The sequence below is a fragment of the Peribacillus sp. NPDC058075 genome (assembly GCF_042885195.1).
Classification (GTDB): domain Bacteria; phylum Bacillota; class Bacilli; order Bacillales; family DSM-1321; genus Peribacillus.
This window is the reverse complement of the sequence record NZ_JBHVSL010000001.1, coordinates 2,051,369-2,069,500: the sequence shown is the minus strand read 5'-3', so window position 1 is coordinate 2,069,500 and position 18,132 is coordinate 2,051,369. Positions and strand designations below refer to the sequence as shown.

Sequence of the window (18,132 nt, the reverse complement as noted above, 5' to 3'; positions counted from 1 at the left end):
TTTGAAAAGAATGATAATCCTATTTACCATTTGCATGCTTTCTTTCGGCATCGTTTCCTCAAAAAGTGTAACCGCTGTTAAAGAGAAGAAAAAACAAAAGGTCAGTCCCGGTATTGAAGTCCTTTTAAAAGAAGAAAAGGACGTGTTAAGCGGAAAGAAAATCGGCTTGATTACGAACCCAACTGGCATCGATTCAAAATTAACCAGCATCGTCGATCTACTTCATGATGATCCGGACATTAATTTGACAGCGTTATTTGGTCCTGAACATGGAGTTCGTGGAGATGCGCAAGCTGGTGCAAGCGTTGAATATTATATCGATGAAAAAACAGGGTTGCCCGTTTATAGCTTATATGGCAAAACGAAAAAACCGACGCCTGAAATGTTAAAAGATGTTGAGGTCCTTGTTTTTGATATCCAGGATGTCGGAACACGCTATTACACTTATATCTACACGATGGCATATGCAATGGAAGCAGCCAAAGAAAATGATATCCCCTTTATCGTGCTGGACCGGCCGAACCCACAGGGCGGGGAGTCGGTAGAGGGGCCGGTACTTGAACCTGAATTCTCATCGTTTGTTGGATTGTACCCAATACCGCTAAAGCATGGGATGACAGTTGGGGAACTAGCTACTTTGTTCAATAAAGAATTTAATATTGGTGCAGATCTAAAGGTCATCAAGATGAAAGGCTGGAAACGAGATATGGACTATGATGATACTGGTCTCCCTTTTGTCTTGCCGTCACCGAATATGCCGGCAGTTACCACTACTTTTGTATATCCGGCTACAGGCTTGATCGAGGGAACGAATGTCTCGGAAGGCAGAGGAACGACTAAACCATTCGAGTTGATTGGTGCTCCTTATATAAACAGTGATGAGCTTGCTGGGAAATTAAATGCATTAAGGTTACCTGGTGTAAAATTCAGGGCAGCCTCCTTTACACCTACATTTTCAAAACATGCAGGTAAACTTAGCCACGGAGTGGAAATTTATATAACGGATAGAGAGGCATTCAAGGCTGTCCCTACTGGACTTCACATCATCAAGACCATTCAGGATTTATATCCTGGTGAGTTCGAATTCCTTGCAGCCAACAATTTCAATTTATTGATTGGCAATGGCTGGGTAATGTCAAGAATTGAAGAAGGTTCATCAGTAAATGAAATCATGAAAGAATATCAAGCAAAGCAGGATGCTTTTAAAAAGGTTCGTAAAAACTACTTGCTCTATAAATAAGTTAAAAAAGAAAAGTCCGGTTGGACTTTTCTTTTTTTTATGGAGGAGTAAATCGCTAAGACTTTATTCCTGAATATAGCCAACTTTATATATGAAATGAAGTTCTAAAATGGAAGAAACCGTTGTCTAATAGAATATGGGGTTTGCCCTAAATCAGTAATTGACAGGAGGAAAGCGGGATGAAAAAATATCTTCAAAAAATTGGACGTTCCTTGATGCTGCCAGTAGCCGTATTGCCGGCAGCCGCCATTTTAATGGGGATCGGTTATTGGATAGATCCGACAGGATGGGGGGCGGGAAGTCCGTTAGCGGCTTTCTTAATAAAAGCAGGTTCTTCGATCATTGACAATATGGCTATCTTGTTTGCTGTTGGAGTGGCGTTGGGGATGTCGAAAGGAAAAGATGGAGCTGCCGCTTTAAGCGGGCTGGTAGCCTATCTAGTTGTAACGACATTGCTTTCCACGGACTCTGTAGCAATGCTGCAGGGAATTGATGCAAAAGATGTAAATCCAGCATTTGTGAAAATAGAAAATGCATTTGTCGGAATCCTCTCGGGCCTTATCGCGGCAGCTATGTTTAATCGGTTCAGTAAGGTCGAGCTGCCGGATGCACTCGCTTTCTTTAGCGGTAAACGCCTAGTCCCGATCCTTACTGCGGTTGTCATGTTACTGGTTTCTCTTATATTATTCTTCGTATGGCCACTCATCTACTCCTGGTTAGTTACATTTGGTGAAGGCATAAGTGAATTAGGTGCTGCTGGAGCAGGACTCTATGGATTCTTTAATCGGCTTTTGATACCAACAGGTTTACATCATGCGTTAAACTCTGTATTTTGGTTCGATGTAATAGGACTTAACGATATCGGTAAATTCTGGGCTGGTACGGGAATAAAAGGAACCACAGGCATGTATCAAGCCGGATTCTTTCCCGTCATGATGTTCGGTTTGCCGGCAGCAGCCCTTGCCATGTACCATACGGCAAAATCACGGAAGAAAAAACAAGTTGCCTCATTAATGCTCGCAGCCGGTTTCGCTTCATTTTTCACAGGCGTTACTGAACCGTTGGAATTTGCTTTCATGTTTGTTGCACCAGCACTATTCGTTGTGCATGCCTTATTAACAGGAATATCATTAGCTATTGCTGCGACCTTCCAATGGACAGCAGGATTCGGTTTTAGTGCAGGATTCATTGACTTTGTTTTAAGTTCAAGGTTGCCAATGGCAAATGAACCATATATGCTACTTCTTCAAGGACTGGCTTTTGCTGTCATCTACTATTTCTTATTCCGATTCTTGATAACAAGGTTCAATTTAATGACTCCTGGCAGAGAAGATGATACAGAAGATGAGCTTGATGGCGGAGGAGCGAGTGCGGAAGCAGACAGCAGTCAAGGAGGGAAAAATGAGAGTAAATTCTTTGGAATGGCTTCCGCAATTTATGAGGGACTAGGCGGAGACGCAAACGTTACATCTGTAGATAACTGCGTTACCCGTTTAAGAATTGAAGTGGAAAATATGGGAGCTGTCGATCAGAATAAAATCAAATCAACAGGGGTTGCTGGAATCAATATCGTGGGTCCCCAAAGCATTCAAGTCATCGTAGGGACACAGGTACAATTCATAGCTGATGAAATTGAAAAGATCCGGCGGCAATAGCTGATATACTAAAATCTACGATCAGAATTATGTTTTCTGATCGTAGAGATTTTTATGATAAATTACTGATTTTTAACTCACAAAAGATTTATCTTTATAAACTCTGCCCATAAAATAGAATAAAACGAATCAATGTTCTATAATATATAAGGGTATTGAATGCAGGATTTGCCATGAAACTTGGAGAACTAGTAATGAAGAACGACCGCCAATCATTGATACATCGGTGATGAAGGCTGTAATACATACATATCAACCTAAAACACGATTGTATAGGGTACTAAGATACTGAGCAAGCGATATCTTATGAATATTTTCTGCCTTTTAATATAAGGGAGGTTTCGGTCATGTATAAACAAAAAACCAAAGAAACTGACAGTAGTGTCATTGAGTTCATTGAGAACGTCGATAACCCGAAAAAACGTGAAGATGCATACGAATTGCTGGATGTTTTTACCGAAACGACAGGTTATGAGGCAAAGATGTGGGGGCCGAGTATCATTGGGTTCGGTACCTATCATTATAAATATGAATCAGGTCACGAAGGCGATGCCCCCCTGGTAGGCTTTTCTCCTCGAAAAGCAAAAATCAGTTTATATTTTGCTCCGGGGGACAAAAAAAGAGAAGAATTGTTACTGGCATTTGGAAAACACACTTCCGGCAAAGCGTGTGTGTACATCAATAAAGTGGCAGATATCGATATTAATGTATTGAAAGAATTGATTAATCAATCTGTCAAGTTTTTGAGAGATGCATACCCGGACAATGAAATATAATAAAATGTATGTTTAAGAGGAAAGCGAGTGGGAAAGAAAAATGAGAAAAATTAAAGTTGGCATAGTTGGATACGGATTGTCAGGAGCTACTTTTCACGCTCCATTACTAAGTGTTTTAGGGCAGTTTCAAATAGCGAAAGTTGTCAGCTCCAATAAGGAAAAAGTCCAAAAAGATTTGAAAGATGTGGAAGTGGTAAGCAGCTTAGAGGAAATTCTTGAAGACCCGTCCATTGATTTGGCTGTTATTACGACACCGAGTGGTTTACATTATAAAATGGCCAAGCAAAGCTTGTTAGCAGGGAAGCATGTCATCCTTGAAAAGCCAATGGTAGTGGAAGCCTGGGAGGCGGAGGAGCTCATTAAGATTGCCGAGGAAAAGAATCTGCTATTAAGTGTCTATCATAACCGGAGATGGGATAATGACTTTTTGACCGTGAAAAAACTGATAGATGACGGAGTGCTTGGGGAAATCAATACATACCAAGTCCATTATGATCGATACCGGCCTGTGGTCAGGGATAGATGGAGGGAAAAACCAGGCCCGGGATCAGGCATGCTTTATGATTTAGGATCACATCTCATTGATCAAGCACTTCATTTGTTTGGATTGCCGCAATTCGTTTGGGCAGATGTATTTTCCCAAAAAGAAAATGCAGAAACGGATGATTATTTCCATGTAATATTAGGATATGAAAAGCTGAGAGTTATCTTGCATTCAGGCTCAATCGTTCCATTAAATGGACCGCGCTATCAAGTGCATGGAAGTAAAGGATCATTTATCAAGTACGGTCTTGACTGCCAAGAGGCAGCCCTAAGTGAGGGGAAAAAACCGATTGATGACTCTTGGGGTGCAGATGAACCCGAATTCTATGGTAAGCTGGTTACGGTTGAAGGTGAAAATGAGGCTCATGAAACCATTGAAACACTGCATGGATCTTATTTAACCTATTACCAGGCAATTGCCGATAGTATATTAAGCGGGAAAAAAGCTCCAGTAACCGCCCAAGAGGGATTATCGGTCATTAAAATCATTGATGCGGCTTTTGAAAGCAGTAAAGGGAAAAAAGCCGTATATATTAAATGAAATTCATTTTCCCCTTATAACAATATAAATGAAAAAAACTGAATGATAAGCGGCCTTATTCTCTTTTAGAGGAAAAAGGCCGCTTTTTGTTTTGGTCCTAAATCATTAACTTAAGAAGCAAATACTCGTGATTTCGAGTGTTACGCAGGATTTTGAGCTGCTTTCGTATGAATATGGAGCAAATATCCAGGAGATTGAGTGTTTACTCGTGAAATTGAAGGAAATACTCGTGAATTAGGATGTTACGCAATATTTTGAGCTGCTCCAGCATGAAAATGGAGCGAATATCCAAGAGATCGAGCGTTTACTCGTGAATATGATGCATTTACTCGTGAATTTGGAGCAAATACTCGTGAGATTCACCCATTTACTCGTGAAATTCAAGCAAATACTCGTGAATTAGGATGTTACGCTATATTTTGAGCTGCTCCAGCATGAAAATGGAGCGAATATCCAGGAGATTGAGCGTTTACTCGTGAATATGACGCATTTACTCGTGAAATTGAAGGACTCGTGAATTAGGATGTTACGCTATATTTTGAGCTGCTTTCGTATGGATATGGAGCGAATATCCAAGAGATTGAGCGTTTACTCGTGAATATGACGCATTTACTCGTGAATATGGAGCAAATACTCGTGAGATTCACCCATTTACTCGTGAAATTCAAGCAAATACTCGTGAATTAGGATGTTACGCAATATTTTGAGGTGCTCCAGCATGAATATGGAGCAAATATCCAAGAGATTGAGTGTTTACTCGTGAATATGTTTGAAGGACTACAATTGAAATAAAAATCATAATGAAAAACCCCCGAATGGCGTTGGCTATTCGGGGGTTTTGTTAAGGGAGAAATGCCTTTTAAACTCTAGGATAATGCCTTTGCATGAAGTGATCGCTTTTGCCAAGCCATGGTAATCATCAAAGTAATGAATAAAAGGATAAGGCCCAACATGAACGGATAGGTAATGTGGACATCATACATCATTCCGGCAAGTGTAGGTCCGAGCACATTTCCGATGCTCATATATGCATTATTCATACCCATTGCAAAGCCCTGCTCATTCCCTGCCATCTTGGAAATCAGTGTGTTAAGAACTGGACGCAAAATGGAAGTGGAAAGGAAGATGATAAGCGAAATCAAAAAGAAAATCAGATAACTTGTAGCAAAAAGTGATAGAAGGAAACCGATTGCTGCAACACTGATAAAGATATTCAGCACATTCACTTCCCCAAATCGCTGTACGATCCGGTCGACGACAAATAGTTGCACTATTACACTGACGATACCGGTGGCTGTAACCATGACAGCGATGTCCTTAGGACTTGAATTGAATTGATTATCAAGATATAGACCGAGTACGGATTCATATGCCATTAAGCCAAAGCTCATTACAAGAGTAATGATGAGTGGAATGAAATAAGGCATTTTCACGGATAAGGCAATCTTCCGAATCATCGTTTCAGTTTTTGCATCCATGGATTGTGCAACCTGTGCCGTTTCGCTTTCTTTTAAAACAAAAATCGAAAATACCACAGCTGATAGGGATACCAGCGCAGAAATCAAAAAGGGGAATTTCAAGCCAAAGTCAGCTAAAAAACCTCCAATTCCAGGACCGACTACAATTCCAAGGGACATGGCGGCAGATACTAAACTATTGCCTTTGGCGCGTTGATCAAATGTGGTGATATCGGCTACATAAGCAAAAATTGCGGGTATAAGCAAAGCTGCTCCGATCCCGCCGATGATACGTGAAGCATATAATAACCAAATGGAATTGACTGCATAAAAAATAAACATGGATAATGTCAAACCGACCAATCCATAAATAATCATTTTTCTGCGCCCGAATTGGTCAGTCCATTTTCCGGCAATTGGCGAAAAGATAAGTTGTGCACCAGCGAAAATGGCGATCATTAGGCCAGCGGCGGTGCCGCCTTGATTAATGGAGGCCAGGTATGCTGGTAAAATGGGAATGATGATACCGAAACTTCCTATTGCTATAAACATATTGATCATGAGGATAATGATCTTTTTGCGTTGTTCTGCTGACATGGACAGCCTCTCTCTCTCTTTAAAAATCAATAACCAATTTAATTCGCATGGTTAATTTTTTGATACGTTAATTATGTTATAGTTTTAGATAGATAGTGTCAATAAGAAAGGATTGTCAAACATGAATTCAAGTGAATTGTATAATTTACATCTAGAGATCAGGGAACTAAGCAGCCTATCACAAGAATTGGTTGAACCGCTATTGGTTAAATATGATTTAACTTCTGTACAGTATCGCGCATTGCAATTAATAGTCTTGAATGAATCCATAGCTGTTAAAGATGTTTCGAATCATTTGAAGATTAAACCTGCAGCAGGAACTGCACTAATTGATCGGCTTGAACGGAAGAAGTTGATTGAGAGGGTACACAGTGAGGATGATCGGCGGGTAGTTTTTATCCAATCCACCGTAAGTGGAAGGAATACGTATCATTCGATCAATAAGTGTTTTACCAAAATCTTTCGTGACTTTTATAGCGTCCTAAATGAAGAGGAAACAAAACGGCTCAAACAAATCGTTGGGAAACTTACCGAACATCTGTCGTCATGCATAGATAAAAAAATTTAATCTTCCTGACGTGTACAGTATCGATTATAATAGAAAGAAGGAGCACGATTATTTATTAAAGCAGTGAAATCCACTGTTTTATGAAAGTAATTATCAGAATAATTAAAAAATACTCCGCGTATAAACGTCATTCAATGATTTTTTTATGGTGTAAGGAATCCATTAAAGAAGTTATGACGGCTGGAAAATGAATATGTATCTATAGGATAAGAAGTTTTTTTCTCAGGATTCATCATGACGAACGAGGCAGGGTGCTGAATGCAAAGAATTTGAAAAGAAGGAGCTGGTAAAATGTTTTCCCCATTAACCCCAATGGATTGGAAGCGCAGGGCCGTAAAATATTATCCTCAAAAAGTGGCAGTCATCGATGAAGAGAAAGAGTTTACATATATGGAATTCGGGCAGCGAACAGATCAACTTTCCAAAGCATTGCATTCTTCGGGGATTGAGAAAGGCGACCATATTGCAGTAATGTTGCCAAATACCCATTATATGTTGGAATGTTTTTATGGCATTTGTCAAATGGGAGCGGTAATGGTTCCTTTGAATTATAGGCTTGCTGCAGAGGATTTGGAATATATCATCAAGCATAGCGATTCAAAAATGTTGATAGTCGATGAAGAATTCACCGCTCCGATCGAAAAGATCATTACTAGACTATCTTTGGAAAAAATCATTATCGTGCCTGTTGAGGGACATGAAACCACTTTACCTGGGATAGACTATGAGAATTTCATTTTGCATGCAATTGATGAAGGGTTGCCAGAGTTTATAATCGATGAAAATCAACTTTTGACTATAAATTATACGAGTGGAACGACTTCAAAACCAAAAGGGGTAATGTTGACCCATCGCGGGAATTACATGAACGCCGCTAATTTCATTTATCACCTTGGAGTGAATCATGATGATGTATACTTACATACCCTTCCAATGTTTCACGCTAATGGCTGGGGTGGTGTATGGTCGGTAACGGCTACTGGCGGGACTCATGTATGTTTAAGGAAAGTGGATCCCCCTCTTATCCTCAACTTATTCGCCCAGCATAAGATTACATTATTATGTGGAGCACCTACTGTCGTAAATATGCTAGTGAATGATCCTAAAGCAAAAGAAACAAATATCAAAGTGCGTCCAAGGATGGCAACAGCAGGTGCTCCTCCAGCCGCAGCGCTTATACAAAAGGCACAAGAAATCCTTGGTTTGAATATGATTCACGTATATGGATTAACAGAAACATCCCCTTTCATCCTATATAACGAGTGGAAGGATGAGTTTGAAGCAAAATCGGCGGATGAACAAGCAATAATAAAGGCAAGACAGGGTATTGAATTGATTTTCAATGGGGAAACGATGGTAGTCAATCAAGATGGGAAAGCAGTCGCTTGGGACGGAAAGGAACTGGGGGAAATCATTACTCGCGGCAATGTTGTAATGGAAGGATATTATAAGGATCCGGAAAAGACGGCCGAAGCAATTCGGGATGGCTGGTTTCATACAGGGGATCTGGCAGTGACCCATCCTGATGGATATATTGAAATACAGGACAGGGCTAAGGATTTAATCATTTCCGGCGGGGAAAATATTTCTTCTACAGAGGTGGAAGGGATATTGTATAAACATCCAGATGTTTTGGAGGCAGCGGTCATTGCCATCCCACACGATAAATGGGGGGAAACGCCTAAGGCAATCATTGTGCTGCATCCCAATGCGGAAGTGACGGAAAATGAGATTATTACCTTTTGCCGCTCAAAAATGGCCCACTTTAAAGCACCGACAAAAGTTGAATTCGTAGAGTCTTTACCGAAAACGGCAACAGGAAAGCTACAAAAATACCGTTTGAGGGAAATCCATTGGAAAGGATCGAAAAAGGTAAATTAAAAGCATTCATTATAGGGACGGGTTGTCATAAAAGATTAAAATCAAATAAAGTGCTGCAAATAACAAGACCAAGAATGCATGTAAATAACTGTTCTGTGTTTATAGTTATGGAAAGCACCATTTCCTGATAATGAGAGTAGGAACATACAGCATTGGTTATTGGTAACAACTCATAAACAAAGGCGGGAGGAAAAACAAATTGTTTTTTCTCCCGCCTTTGTTATGCCTAATGGGATCATATTATATGAAGAAACTAAGAAACACATCGAAAAACAAACGATGGGCCATTAAAAATTCTGTAAATTCAATTCAAACATTATAACGTTATATTGATTAGTTCGAAAAAATATGATAATCTATTTTTGTAAAGAAAAATAAAATGAATTCTCATACAATTCAGTGTAACCGTATACAAAGTACTTGCAATCGATAGGAAGTATCAAAAAGGATGAGGGAAATGACAGATACGTTAGTTCTGAAAAATGTAAAGATGTTAGAGGGTAATGCAGCAGATATCATACTGGAAAATGGGATGATTAAAGAAATTGCACTTCCCGGAACTGCAACAGGGGATAAGATAATAGATTATGATCAAAAAGTGTATGTTTCAAGCGGATGGATTGATATGCATGTACATGCTTTCCCGGAATTCGATCCTTATGGTGATGAAGTTGATGAGATTGGATACAAGACTGGTGTAACTACGGTCATTGATGCGGGAAGCACAGGGGCAGATAGGATATCTGATTTGATAAGCAGCTGTGAAAATTCCAAAACCAATGTTTTCGCCTTTCTGAATATTTCACGGATTGGATTGAAAAGGATTGATGAGTTATCTGATATTTCATGGCTGGACGAAAGGGAATTAAGAAAGGCAGTTTCCAAGTACGGGGATTTTGTCGTTGGGCTTAAAGCGAGAATAAGCAAAAGTGTGGTTGGTCCAAATGGTGTCGAACCATTAAAATTAGCTAGGAAGTTCTCGACTGAAACTGGTTTACCATTAATGGTCCATATCGGTTCAGGGCCCCCTGATATTAAAGGAGTCCTTGAATTACTTGAGGAAAAGGACATCATTACACATTTCTTAAATGGTAAAGCGAATAATTTATTTAATGAAAAAGATGAGCCGCTGCCTGAGTTCAGTAAGGCGATTGAACGTGGTGTCCATTTGGATGTAGGTCATGGAACGGCAAGCTTTTCTTTTAAAACTGCTGAAATCGCGAAAAAGCGGGGAATCCGCTTCAATACGATCAGTACGGATATATATCGGAAAAACAGAGAGAATGGGCCAGTTTTTAATATGGCAAACGTGCTTACAAAATTTTTGTACCTCGGTTATCCGTTAAAAGATGTAATAGATGCAGTTACGGTCAATGCAGCAGCTTGGTTGCATAAACCAGAGCTTGGCAGGATTTCATCTGGGGATATTGCGAACTTGACCTTATTCTCGATCGAGAATGAACCGATTCTTTTATTGGATTCCGAAGGTGAAAAAAGGATGGCAGAAAAAAGAGTTGTTGTAAAAGGAGTGGTTATAAATGGAGAATTCATTGAACGCTAAATACGGTTTGAAAAGAGTCATCAATGCAAGCGGAAGAATGAGCATATTGGGGGTTTCTGCCCCAACTGATACAGTGATGGACGCGATGAAACAAGGTGGGCAAAATTATGTTGAAATTTCTGATTTAGTTGATAAGTCAGGGCAGCATATAGCGAATTTGCTTCATTCTGAAGCAGCGGTCGTCGTAAACTCAGCATCAAGTGGAATTGCGCTTTCAGTAGCGGCGATCGTGACTGAAGGTAACAGAAGGAAAAGTGAAAGGCTTCATCAAGATCTCATTAAAAAGAATGAAATCATCATGCTGAAAGGCCATAACGTTCAGTATGGTGCACCAGTTGAAACCATGATTTACCTTGGTGGCGGAAAATTGGTTGAAGTTGGGTATGCAAACGAGGGGAAGGCGGAACATATTGCGGATGCCATTAATGAAAATACTTCCGCCATTTTATATGTGAAATCGCATCATGCTGTTCAGAAGAATATGATATCGGTCGAAGAAGCATGGGAAGTGGCCAAAAAGAATAGTATCCCTCTGATTGTTGATGCAGCAGCTGAGGAGGACCTGAAAAAATATGTGCAATTTTCCGACTTGGCGATCTATAGTGGATCAAAAGCCATTGAAGGACCCACATCAGGTATCGTTGCTGGCAGAAAAAAGTATATCGAATGGGTAAAGGTTCAACTGCACTGTATCGGAAGGAGCATGAAGGTTGGAAAGGAAACTACCTTTGGGCTGCTTCAGGCATTGGATGAGTATTTTGTCAAGACAGATAATAGCGAAAAAGAAAAAGCTAGTTTACAAGTTCTCACATCACTTGACTCCATTGATGGCGTAAAAGTAACGACAGTGCAAGATGAAGCCGGCCGTGCCATTTATAGAGCCCGTATTTCCATCGATCCTTTGATAACGGAAACAACGGCGAAAGAAGTGAACGAGCAGCTCAGAAATGGGGACATTGCCATTTATACACGTGATTATGGGATACGGCAAGGGTTTTTCGATATAGATCCGCGTCCATTGCAAGGTGATGATATACATGTCATTGAAGCACAATTAAGAACCATATTAGGAGGAAAACAAGGATGACAAACATAAACAAACGGTTATTGAATGATCGTGTAGCCTTAAATGTACTTGCAAATAGTGTAGAAAATGCAGTGGAAGTCTTTGAAGCGGCGGAAGGCCATGTATTGGTTGGCGTACTCTCAAAAGATTATCCAACTGTGGAAGCTGGAGTTACAGCAATGAAAGAATACGGGGAAGCCATTGATGAGGCCGTTTCAATAGGATTGGGCGCGGGCGATAATAGACAGGCAGCAGTTGTCGCAGAAATAGCAAAATCCTATCCAGGCAGTCATATTAATCAGGTTTTTCCGGCTGTTGGTGCTACGAGGGCAAATTTAGGTGAGAAAGATAGCTGGATAAATTCACTTGTTTCTCCAACTGGGAAAGTCGGTTATGTGAATATCTCCACTGGTCCAGTAAGTGCAGGTGTTAGTGAAACGGCCATTGTGCCTATCAAAGCTGCCATTGCGCTTGTTCGCGATATGGGAGGAAATGCATTGAAATACTTCCCGATGAAAGGCCTGAAGCATGAAGATGAATATCGTGCTGTTGCAAAAGCTTGTGGTGAAGAGGGATTTGCATTGGAACCAACGGGTGGAATCGATTTAAATAATTTCGAGACCATATTGGAAATTGCATTAGAAGCAAAAGTGCCTAAAGTTATTCCCCATGTATATTCTTCCATCATCGATGAAGAGACTGGTAAAACGAATGGTGAGGATGTACGGAAATTATTGGCCATAACAAAAAAATTGGTTGGAAAATATGCTTAAAAGGATTGTGGCATTCGGGGAAGTAATGATGCGTTTGCAGGTTCCGGGGTATGAATTGCTATCACAGGCTAACACTCTGCAATACTCCTTTTCAGGCACGGGAGTAAACGTAGCTTCTGCGATGACAAAGCTAGGCCATGATGGATATGTTGTGACCAAGTTACCGGATAACCCCCTTGGGGATTCAGCTATTTCAGCTTTGCAGCACTTAGGAATTGGAAGGGATTTCATTTCCAGAGGCGGCAAATACATGGGGATGTACTTTTTGGAAAATGGTTTTGGACAGCGGGCGAGCCGTGTCACATATTCCAATCGACTCGAAAGCAGTTTTAATACAGCCACCTTATCTGATTACGATATGGATATGATTTCGGAAAGTACGGATATCATCCATTTTTGCGGAATCACGCTTGCAATGGCGGAAAATGTACGGGAAAGTATGAAGGCGCTGGCTGGAAAAGTCAAAGAAAAAGGCGGTACAGTTTGTTTCGATTGCAACTACCGTCCCACTTTATGGGAGGGAGGTTACGCTGACGCAAAGCCTCATTATGAAGAAATGCTTTCTTTGGCTGATATCGTCATGATGAATGAGAAAGACGCCCAATATATTTTAGGTATGAAGTCAGAAGGCTCCACAAGGGAAGAGCAGCTTATGGAGTTGATCCCTGAAGTGGCCAAGACATTCAATATTCAATCGATAGCAGGAACACATCGTTCGATCAACAGTGATAATAGCCATACATTGAGGGGGTATATATACAAGAACGGGACATTTTACTTTTCAGATATCCTATCATTTTCCGTATATGATAGAATAGGTTCAGGCGATGCTTACACCAGCGGAATCCTACATGGCGAATTGCTAGGATATTCCCCTGAAAAGACAGTTCGGTTTGCGGCTGTTTCAGGAATGCTGGCGTGTACTGTCGTTGGAGATACTCCATTGGCAACCGAAAAGGAGATACTCTCGGCAATGGAAGGTAAAATGGAAGATATTAAGAGATAAAGGCAGGAGATTAGGAATGAATGTGAACAGAAAAAATGGACCGATGTATTTACAGATAAAAGAAATATTAAAGGATCGTATTTTACATGGGGTATATGCCATTGACACAAACATTCCCTCTGAGCCTCTTTTGGAAGAAGAATTTAACGTAAGTAAGGTCACTGTCCGTAATGCAATCAAAGAACTCGTGCAAGAGGGCTATGTTGAAAAGAAAAGCGGCAAAGGCACTAGGGTCATAGCTAATGGTGCATTTGTCAAACTTTCCAAAGGAAAGCGTTTCACAGAACTGTTGGTGGAGGAAGGGCACTCCATCTTAAAAAAGGTGTTAAACATAAGTCATGTTGACCTTTCTTCAGACTCTAAGTTGCATTCTTTATTTGGTGATCATTGCATAAGTATCGAACGGATATATTTATTGGACAATGAACCTTATATTTACTTTACACATTATATTTCACTCGATATGAACGAAGAAGATATGAAAGAGGTCCAGATCAATTCTTTGTACCGCTTTTTGGAAGATCAAAACGTCAAACTTGAAACATTCAGAGATGAGTTTGCCGTTGCTATCGCTCCGGATCACATTTGCGAAACACTGAAAATCGAAAACAATAGTCCTGTACTAAAAAGGATTCGGATTTCCAGTGATGGGGACGGAAATGTTATGGAATACAGTGAAGGATATTACAACACGGCTAAACAGAACTACATCGTGACATATAATGAGCCGGTACAATAATTCGATTATTGTAGTGGATTGATTGTAAGCGATTTCAATGGGATGGGGAGAACATATGGATCTATATTTATTAGGAATCACGCTGATAGCTATCGTAATTGTTATTTTGGGGGTATCATGGTGGAAATGGCATGCATTCATTAGCTTGACTGTAGCCAGTTTATTTTTAGCGGTGTTTTCTGGACTGCCGATGGACAAGATTGTAGGAGCATATGAAACGGGTGTCGGAGCGGTCCTTGGTCACCTTATAGGAATATTGGCTTTAGGGACCATCTTAGGAAAGATGATGTCCGACTCTGGAGCTGGTATGCAGGTTGCTGACTTTTTCATTAAAAAATTCGGCGTGAAAAAACTGCCATGGGCCATGCTTTTATCTGGTTTCATCATCGGCATTCCGGTATTTTTCGAGGTTGGTTTAGTAATATTGCTTCCTTTGGTCATTTCCATTCGGAAATCTACCAAAGTGAACATCTTGTTAATTGGTATTCCAGTACTTGCTGGTTTATCGATCGTACATGGACTGGTACCTCCGCACCCGGGAGCCATGACAGCTATTGGAATCTATAATGCTAACATGGGGCAGGTACTTTTGTACTCATTGATCATCGCTTTCCCGACTGCTATAATTGCGGGACCTCTATTCTCAAAATGGATTCATAAACGGGTTATTCCTGTCGGAGAGCCGGAATTGATCCGTGTGGAAACAAAATCAAGTGGATTACCAGGCACTGGAGTTTCGTTCTTCATTATCCTTTTGCCAGTTTTGTTGATGGTTTTAACTGTATTGGCGCCTTATATGCCGATTCCGGGTTCCATTGAAAAATTCTTATTGTTTATCGGAAGTCCAGTGATCGCCCTATTAATCTCCTGTTTTGCAGCTTATTATTTCTTGGGCTACAGACAGGGAATGGACAAATCACTAATTAAAAAGTTGACGGAAGAATGCTTATTGCCATTAGCTTCCATCATTCTTATTATCGGTGCTGGCGGGGGGTTCAAGCAAATTTTAATTGATAGTGGCGTAGGGACTGCGATCGCTTCCATGTCTGAAGAAATTTCTTTATCCCCGATCGTTCTTGCATTCCTTGTGGCCGGATTGATTCGGATTGCCACAGGTTCTGCAACCGTCGCTTTGACCACGGCAGCAGGGATCGTTTCACCGGTCGTTACCAATATGACGGGTGTTAATCTAGAATTGCTCGTTATTGCCACGGGAGCAGGGTCACTTATGTTTTCCCATGTTAATGACGCCGGTTTCTGGTTAGTAAAAGAATACATGGGACTAACCGTTAAAGAAACTTTCAAAACATGGACAGTGATGGAAACATTACTTTCCTTCGTAGCATTCGGTTTGGTTTTAATTTTCGATATATTCATTTAATTAAAGAAAATTTTTGCAATGTCTGATTAAGTAACATTTACCTCCGTGAACTGTCTTCGGTTGGCAGATCACGGAGGCTTTTATTTATTATGAACATATTGAGGAGAGAGGAAATGACCGACTTTACATGTAAGGATCGGTCGTTTTTCGGAAAAAACAGAAACTAAAATCATTCACAATTGGAAGTAGTATGACTAGTGACAAGGGTGTAGTTTCACCCAGGGGACGTTTGCTTGGCTCCTCGAAGATATAAGTCCTGACAGAGACTTCTATATTGCAAGATTGACAGCTTCCCGTTTACATATTCATTCTGAATATAATCCAATAATTCATTGGCATGGTTAGGCTTTTGACGTTTTTCCTGAATATAATGGAGAATTAAAACTTCTATATTCACACACTCACCTTACTTGACATGTATTTTTTTCCATTAACAATATAACATGGGTAATCAAAAAAATATCATTTTTTGAATATTTTAACTATCGACATATTTATACAAATAAAGGAGTGATTCGGAGTAAGCGTTGAAAATTTTATCGGGAAATGCATAAAGAACGATATGGACTTGATTTTAAGTCGGCACAAAAAAAATCCCTTGATGATTCAAGGGTTTTTTTTGTTGATTTAGGTGATGAAATTGATCTTTCAAGGACTTCATGCTTGTATCTTTTGTACTGGTAAAGGTGATAAGCGCAGTTCTGCTGATTCTCTCTTAATGGAGAATAAATAAGCTGCCAAACCTAGGAAGGCTGTAAAAATCAGCATCGCGATCGATGAACTGAAGTCCCCGCCAGACAAGTCACGAAGCCATCCCATGATATAGCTCGAAAAGCCGCCCATGATATTCGTGAACCCAATGAGACCAGCGGCTCGACCTGCAGTTTCAGGTGTTGAGTATTTTACCATGAGCATATTACTTAGATGGAACACACCGCCTTGACATCCCATTGCCAGTCCCATACATAGTCCTGCCAAAATAGGGTTGGGGATGAAGACAGCTACAGTCAAAAAGACAGCCGTTAATGAAAATAGAATCGTGGCCATCAAACTTGGACGTCTGGTTTTGTCAGCAAGAAAACCGCATGCCAAGACAAATCCTAGAGCGAATAGCCAGGAAAGTGAAGTAATGCTCGACATTCCTTCCTTTTGGAATCCTTTTGCCTCAATGAGGTAGGTAGGAAGCCAAATGCTGATTCCGAAGAATAAAAAGGAGCATACGAGCATGCCGAACCAAACAATCCAGAAACGGTAATCTTGGGCGAAACTCTTCTTGTTCTCGGTGGGGGTGGTTCCTTTCAATTCATCATCCATTTGGCGAATGAAAGCCAATTCTTCCTTACTTATACGGGAGTGCTCTTCTGGCGTATTCCTCGTCATAAAGATGAACATCGGGATATTTATGAATAAGTTGAAAGCTGCAAGCATAAAGAAAGCTGCTTGCCAATGGAGTAAAGATATCACGAGCACCAAAACGACGGCTCCCATTGCCGGTCCTAAATAGTTTCCGGTAAGCCAAGATGCCTGGGCCCTCCCCAATTCGCGTTTATTAAACCAGTTAGAAATGAGCTTTCCGGAAACCGGAATCATCATCCCTTCACCAAATCCAAGAATGATCCTGCTAATTAAAAATATTTCATATGAATTTGCCAGGCCTGACATGATCATCGTGAGTGTCCAAACGAATAAACCGGCGATGGCTGTTTTACGGGCACCTAATTTATCAATGATGAAGCCCCAAAAAAGATTTGAAACTCCATAAGCAATGGTGAATACAAATGATAGAAGACCGATCTTTGCATTTTTGTCATCACCTGTCATACCGAGTGCATGCAGGAATTCTGGATCTGTTTGAATGATGGAAATGCCAACCTTATCAATTTGCCCGAAAAACCAAAAGAAAAAAATTGGAACGGCAATATACAACCATCTTTTTTGCCCATTTAACATAATACCATCTCCTTATCGCTTTTTAACATTCCGTAAAACACGTATATGTGAGAATAAGTGTTTTACGGTTATCCCTTTAGAAAGGTACTAGTTTTGATTTTTCCCGCCTTTCTTTATAATTTTGATAGATAAAAAGGAACAGAAGTGTTTTGTAAGGAAAACGAAGTTTTACTTTCTTAACGATAAATTAAAATAAATTGATTGTCAATTTAATATTTTGACAATTTTATATTTTTTGAATAAACAATCTTATAAGCGCTTTCAATCAGAATCCGAACTCTGTTTCATCTTTTTTGAGTAGATGGATCTCTGTCAAGCAAGTACTTATATTGGCTGTAAATCTAATTCTTGATGTCAAAAAAACAAATTATTATCAAATTATTAAAAATTCTGACATG

The 18,132-nt window shown here is 40.1% G+C and carries 15 protein-coding genes; 12 read left to right on the top strand and 3 right to left on the bottom strand.

Going from position 1 to position 18,132, the window contains the following annotated elements:
• Position 1: 1 nt before the first annotated feature.
• The 4 genes from ACFVS1_RS10230 to ACFVS1_RS10215 all read left to right on the top strand — a co-directional run bounded on the left by ACFVS1_RS10230 (position 2) and on the right by ACFVS1_RS10215 (position 4,755).
• The gene (locus ACFVS1_RS10230; RefSeq protein ID WP_387547003.1) at positions 2 to 1,240 is read left to right on the top strand and encodes an exo-beta-N-acetylmuramidase NamZ family protein; all 1,239 of its coding nucleotides are present in this window, start codon (positions 2 to 4) and stop codon (positions 1,238 to 1,240) included.
• A 179-nt stretch (positions 1,241 to 1,419) separates the two neighbouring features.
• Complete coding sequence (nagE, locus tag ACFVS1_RS10225) at positions 1,420 to 2,895, top strand: N-acetylglucosamine-specific PTS transporter subunit IIBC (RefSeq protein ID WP_387547000.1); 1,476 nt, start codon at positions 1,420 to 1,422, stop codon at positions 2,893 to 2,895.
• Positions 2,896 to 3,242: 347 nt separating this feature from the next.
• The gene (locus tag ACFVS1_RS10220; RefSeq protein WP_352924821.1) at positions 3,243 to 3,671 is read left to right on the top strand and encodes a DUF1801 domain-containing protein; all 429 of its coding nucleotides are present in this window, start codon (positions 3,243 to 3,245) and stop codon (positions 3,669 to 3,671) included.
• 40 nt (positions 3,672 to 3,711) lie between these two features.
• Positions 3,712 to 4,755, top strand: a complete 1,044-nt coding sequence (locus ACFVS1_RS10215) for an oxidoreductase (protein WP_387546997.1) — start codon at positions 3,712 to 3,714, stop codon at positions 4,753 to 4,755.
• 866 nt (positions 4,756 to 5,621) lie between these two features.
• Here the strand turns inward: ACFVS1_RS10215 and ACFVS1_RS10210 are convergent.
• A complete protein-coding gene (locus tag ACFVS1_RS10210; protein ID WP_387546995.1) occupies positions 5,622 to 6,809 on the bottom strand; it encodes an MFS transporter in 1,188 nt (395 codons plus the stop codon).
• Between the two features lie 121 nt (positions 6,810 to 6,930).
• Here ACFVS1_RS10210 and ACFVS1_RS10205 point away from each other — a divergent pair, with 121 nt between their 5' ends.
• The 8 genes from ACFVS1_RS10205 (at position 6,931) to ACFVS1_RS10170 (ending at position 15,784) form a co-directional block, all read left to right on the top strand.
• The gene (locus tag ACFVS1_RS10205; protein WP_352924825.1) at positions 6,931 to 7,377 is read left to right on the top strand and encodes a MarR family winged helix-turn-helix transcriptional regulator; all 447 of its coding nucleotides are present in this window, start codon (positions 6,931 to 6,933) and stop codon (positions 7,375 to 7,377) included.
• A gap of 291 nt (positions 7,378 to 7,668) precedes the next feature.
• Positions 7,669 to 9,258, top strand: a complete 1,590-nt coding sequence (locus ACFVS1_RS10200; protein ID WP_387546992.1) for a long-chain-fatty-acid--CoA ligase — start codon at positions 7,669 to 7,671, stop codon at positions 9,256 to 9,258.
• Between the two features lie 457 nt (positions 9,259 to 9,715).
• The gene (locus ACFVS1_RS10195; RefSeq protein ID WP_387546989.1) at positions 9,716 to 10,819 is read left to right on the top strand and encodes an amidohydrolase/deacetylase family metallohydrolase; all 1,104 of its coding nucleotides are present in this window, start codon (positions 9,716 to 9,718) and stop codon (positions 10,817 to 10,819) included.
• On the top strand, positions 10,797 to 11,906 hold the full coding sequence (locus ACFVS1_RS10190; protein WP_387546987.1) for a DgaE family pyridoxal phosphate-dependent ammonia lyase: 1,110 nt from the start codon (positions 10,797 to 10,799) through the stop codon (positions 11,904 to 11,906). Before ACFVS1_RS10195 ends, ACFVS1_RS10190 begins: the two co-directional genes overlap by 23 nt.
• Complete coding sequence (gene dagF, locus ACFVS1_RS10185; RefSeq protein ID WP_387546984.1) at positions 11,903 to 12,658, top strand: 2-dehydro-3-deoxy-phosphogluconate aldolase; 756 nt, start codon at positions 11,903 to 11,905, stop codon at positions 12,656 to 12,658. Before ACFVS1_RS10190 ends, dagF begins: the two co-directional genes overlap by 4 nt.
• Positions 12,651 to 13,664, top strand: a complete 1,014-nt coding sequence (locus tag ACFVS1_RS10180) for a sugar kinase (protein ID WP_387546981.1) — start codon at positions 12,651 to 12,653, stop codon at positions 13,662 to 13,664. The genes dagF and ACFVS1_RS10180 overlap by 8 nt, the downstream gene beginning before the upstream one ends.
• 16 nt (positions 13,665 to 13,680) lie before the next feature.
• Entirely contained in the window at positions 13,681 to 14,403 is a 723-nt protein-coding gene (locus ACFVS1_RS10175; RefSeq protein ID WP_352924835.1) for a GntR family transcriptional regulator, read from the top strand.
• Positions 14,404 to 14,458: 55 nt separating this feature from the next.
• A complete protein-coding gene (locus ACFVS1_RS10170) occupies positions 14,459 to 15,784 on the top strand; it encodes a GntT/GntP/DsdX family permease (protein ID WP_387546977.1) in 1,326 nt (441 codons plus the stop codon).
• 214 nt (positions 15,785 to 15,998) lie between these two features.
• Here ACFVS1_RS10170 and yppF read toward each other — a convergent pair whose 3' ends face one another.
• Together yppF and ACFVS1_RS10160 are read right to left on the bottom strand one after the other, a co-directional pair.
• Positions 15,999 to 16,181, bottom strand: coding sequence for a YppF family protein (gene yppF / locus ACFVS1_RS10165; RefSeq protein ID WP_214746539.1), 183 nt, complete (start codon positions 16,179 to 16,181; stop codon positions 15,999 to 16,001).
• Between the two features lie 260 nt (positions 16,182 to 16,441).
• A complete protein-coding gene (locus ACFVS1_RS10160) occupies positions 16,442 to 17,734 on the bottom strand; it encodes an MFS transporter (protein WP_387546975.1) in 1,293 nt (430 codons plus the stop codon).
• Positions 17,735 to 18,132 lie beyond the last annotated feature (398 nt).

What these genes read in the sequence shown, in the direction of transcription:
- ACFVS1_RS10190 (WP_387546987.1), top strand. Translation starts at nt 10,797, where the DNA reads ATGGAGAATTCATTGAACGCTAAATACGGTTTGAAAAGAGTCATCAAT.
- ACFVS1_RS10175 (WP_352924835.1), top strand. Translation starts at nt 13,681, where the DNA reads ATGAATGTGAACAGAAAAAATGGACCGATGTATTTACAGATAAAAGAA.
- nagE (WP_387547000.1), top strand. Translation starts at nt 1,420, where the DNA reads ATGAAAAAATATCTTCAAAAAATTGGACGTTCCTTGATGCTGCCAGTA.
- ACFVS1_RS10170 (WP_387546977.1), top strand. Translation starts at nt 14,459, where the DNA reads ATGGATCTATATTTATTAGGAATCACGCTGATAGCTATCGTAATTGTT.
- ACFVS1_RS10180 (WP_387546981.1), top strand. Translation starts at nt 12,651, where the DNA reads ATGCTTAAAAGGATTGTGGCATTCGGGGAAGTAATGATGCGTTTGCAG.
- dagF (WP_387546984.1), top strand. Translation starts at nt 11,903, where the DNA reads ATGACAAACATAAACAAACGGTTATTGAATGATCGTGTAGCCTTAAAT.
- ACFVS1_RS10160 (WP_387546975.1), bottom strand. Translation starts at nt 17,734, where the DNA reads ATGTTAAATGGGCAAAAAAGATGGTTGTATATTGCCGTTCCAATTTTT.
- ACFVS1_RS10195 (WP_387546989.1), top strand. Translation starts at nt 9,716, where the DNA reads ATGACAGATACGTTAGTTCTGAAAAATGTAAAGATGTTAGAGGGTAAT.
- ACFVS1_RS10200 (WP_387546992.1), top strand. Translation starts at nt 7,669, where the DNA reads ATGTTTTCCCCATTAACCCCAATGGATTGGAAGCGCAGGGCCGTAAAA.
- ACFVS1_RS10205 (WP_352924825.1), top strand. Translation starts at nt 6,931, where the DNA reads ATGAATTCAAGTGAATTGTATAATTTACATCTAGAGATCAGGGAACTA.
- ACFVS1_RS10220 (WP_352924821.1), top strand. Translation starts at nt 3,243, where the DNA reads ATGTATAAACAAAAAACCAAAGAAACTGACAGTAGTGTCATTGAGTTC.
- ACFVS1_RS10210 (WP_387546995.1), bottom strand. Translation starts at nt 6,809, where the DNA reads ATGTCAGCAGAACAACGCAAAAAGATCATTATCCTCATGATCAATATG.
- ACFVS1_RS10215 (WP_387546997.1), top strand. Translation starts at nt 3,712, where the DNA reads ATGAGAAAAATTAAAGTTGGCATAGTTGGATACGGATTGTCAGGAGCT.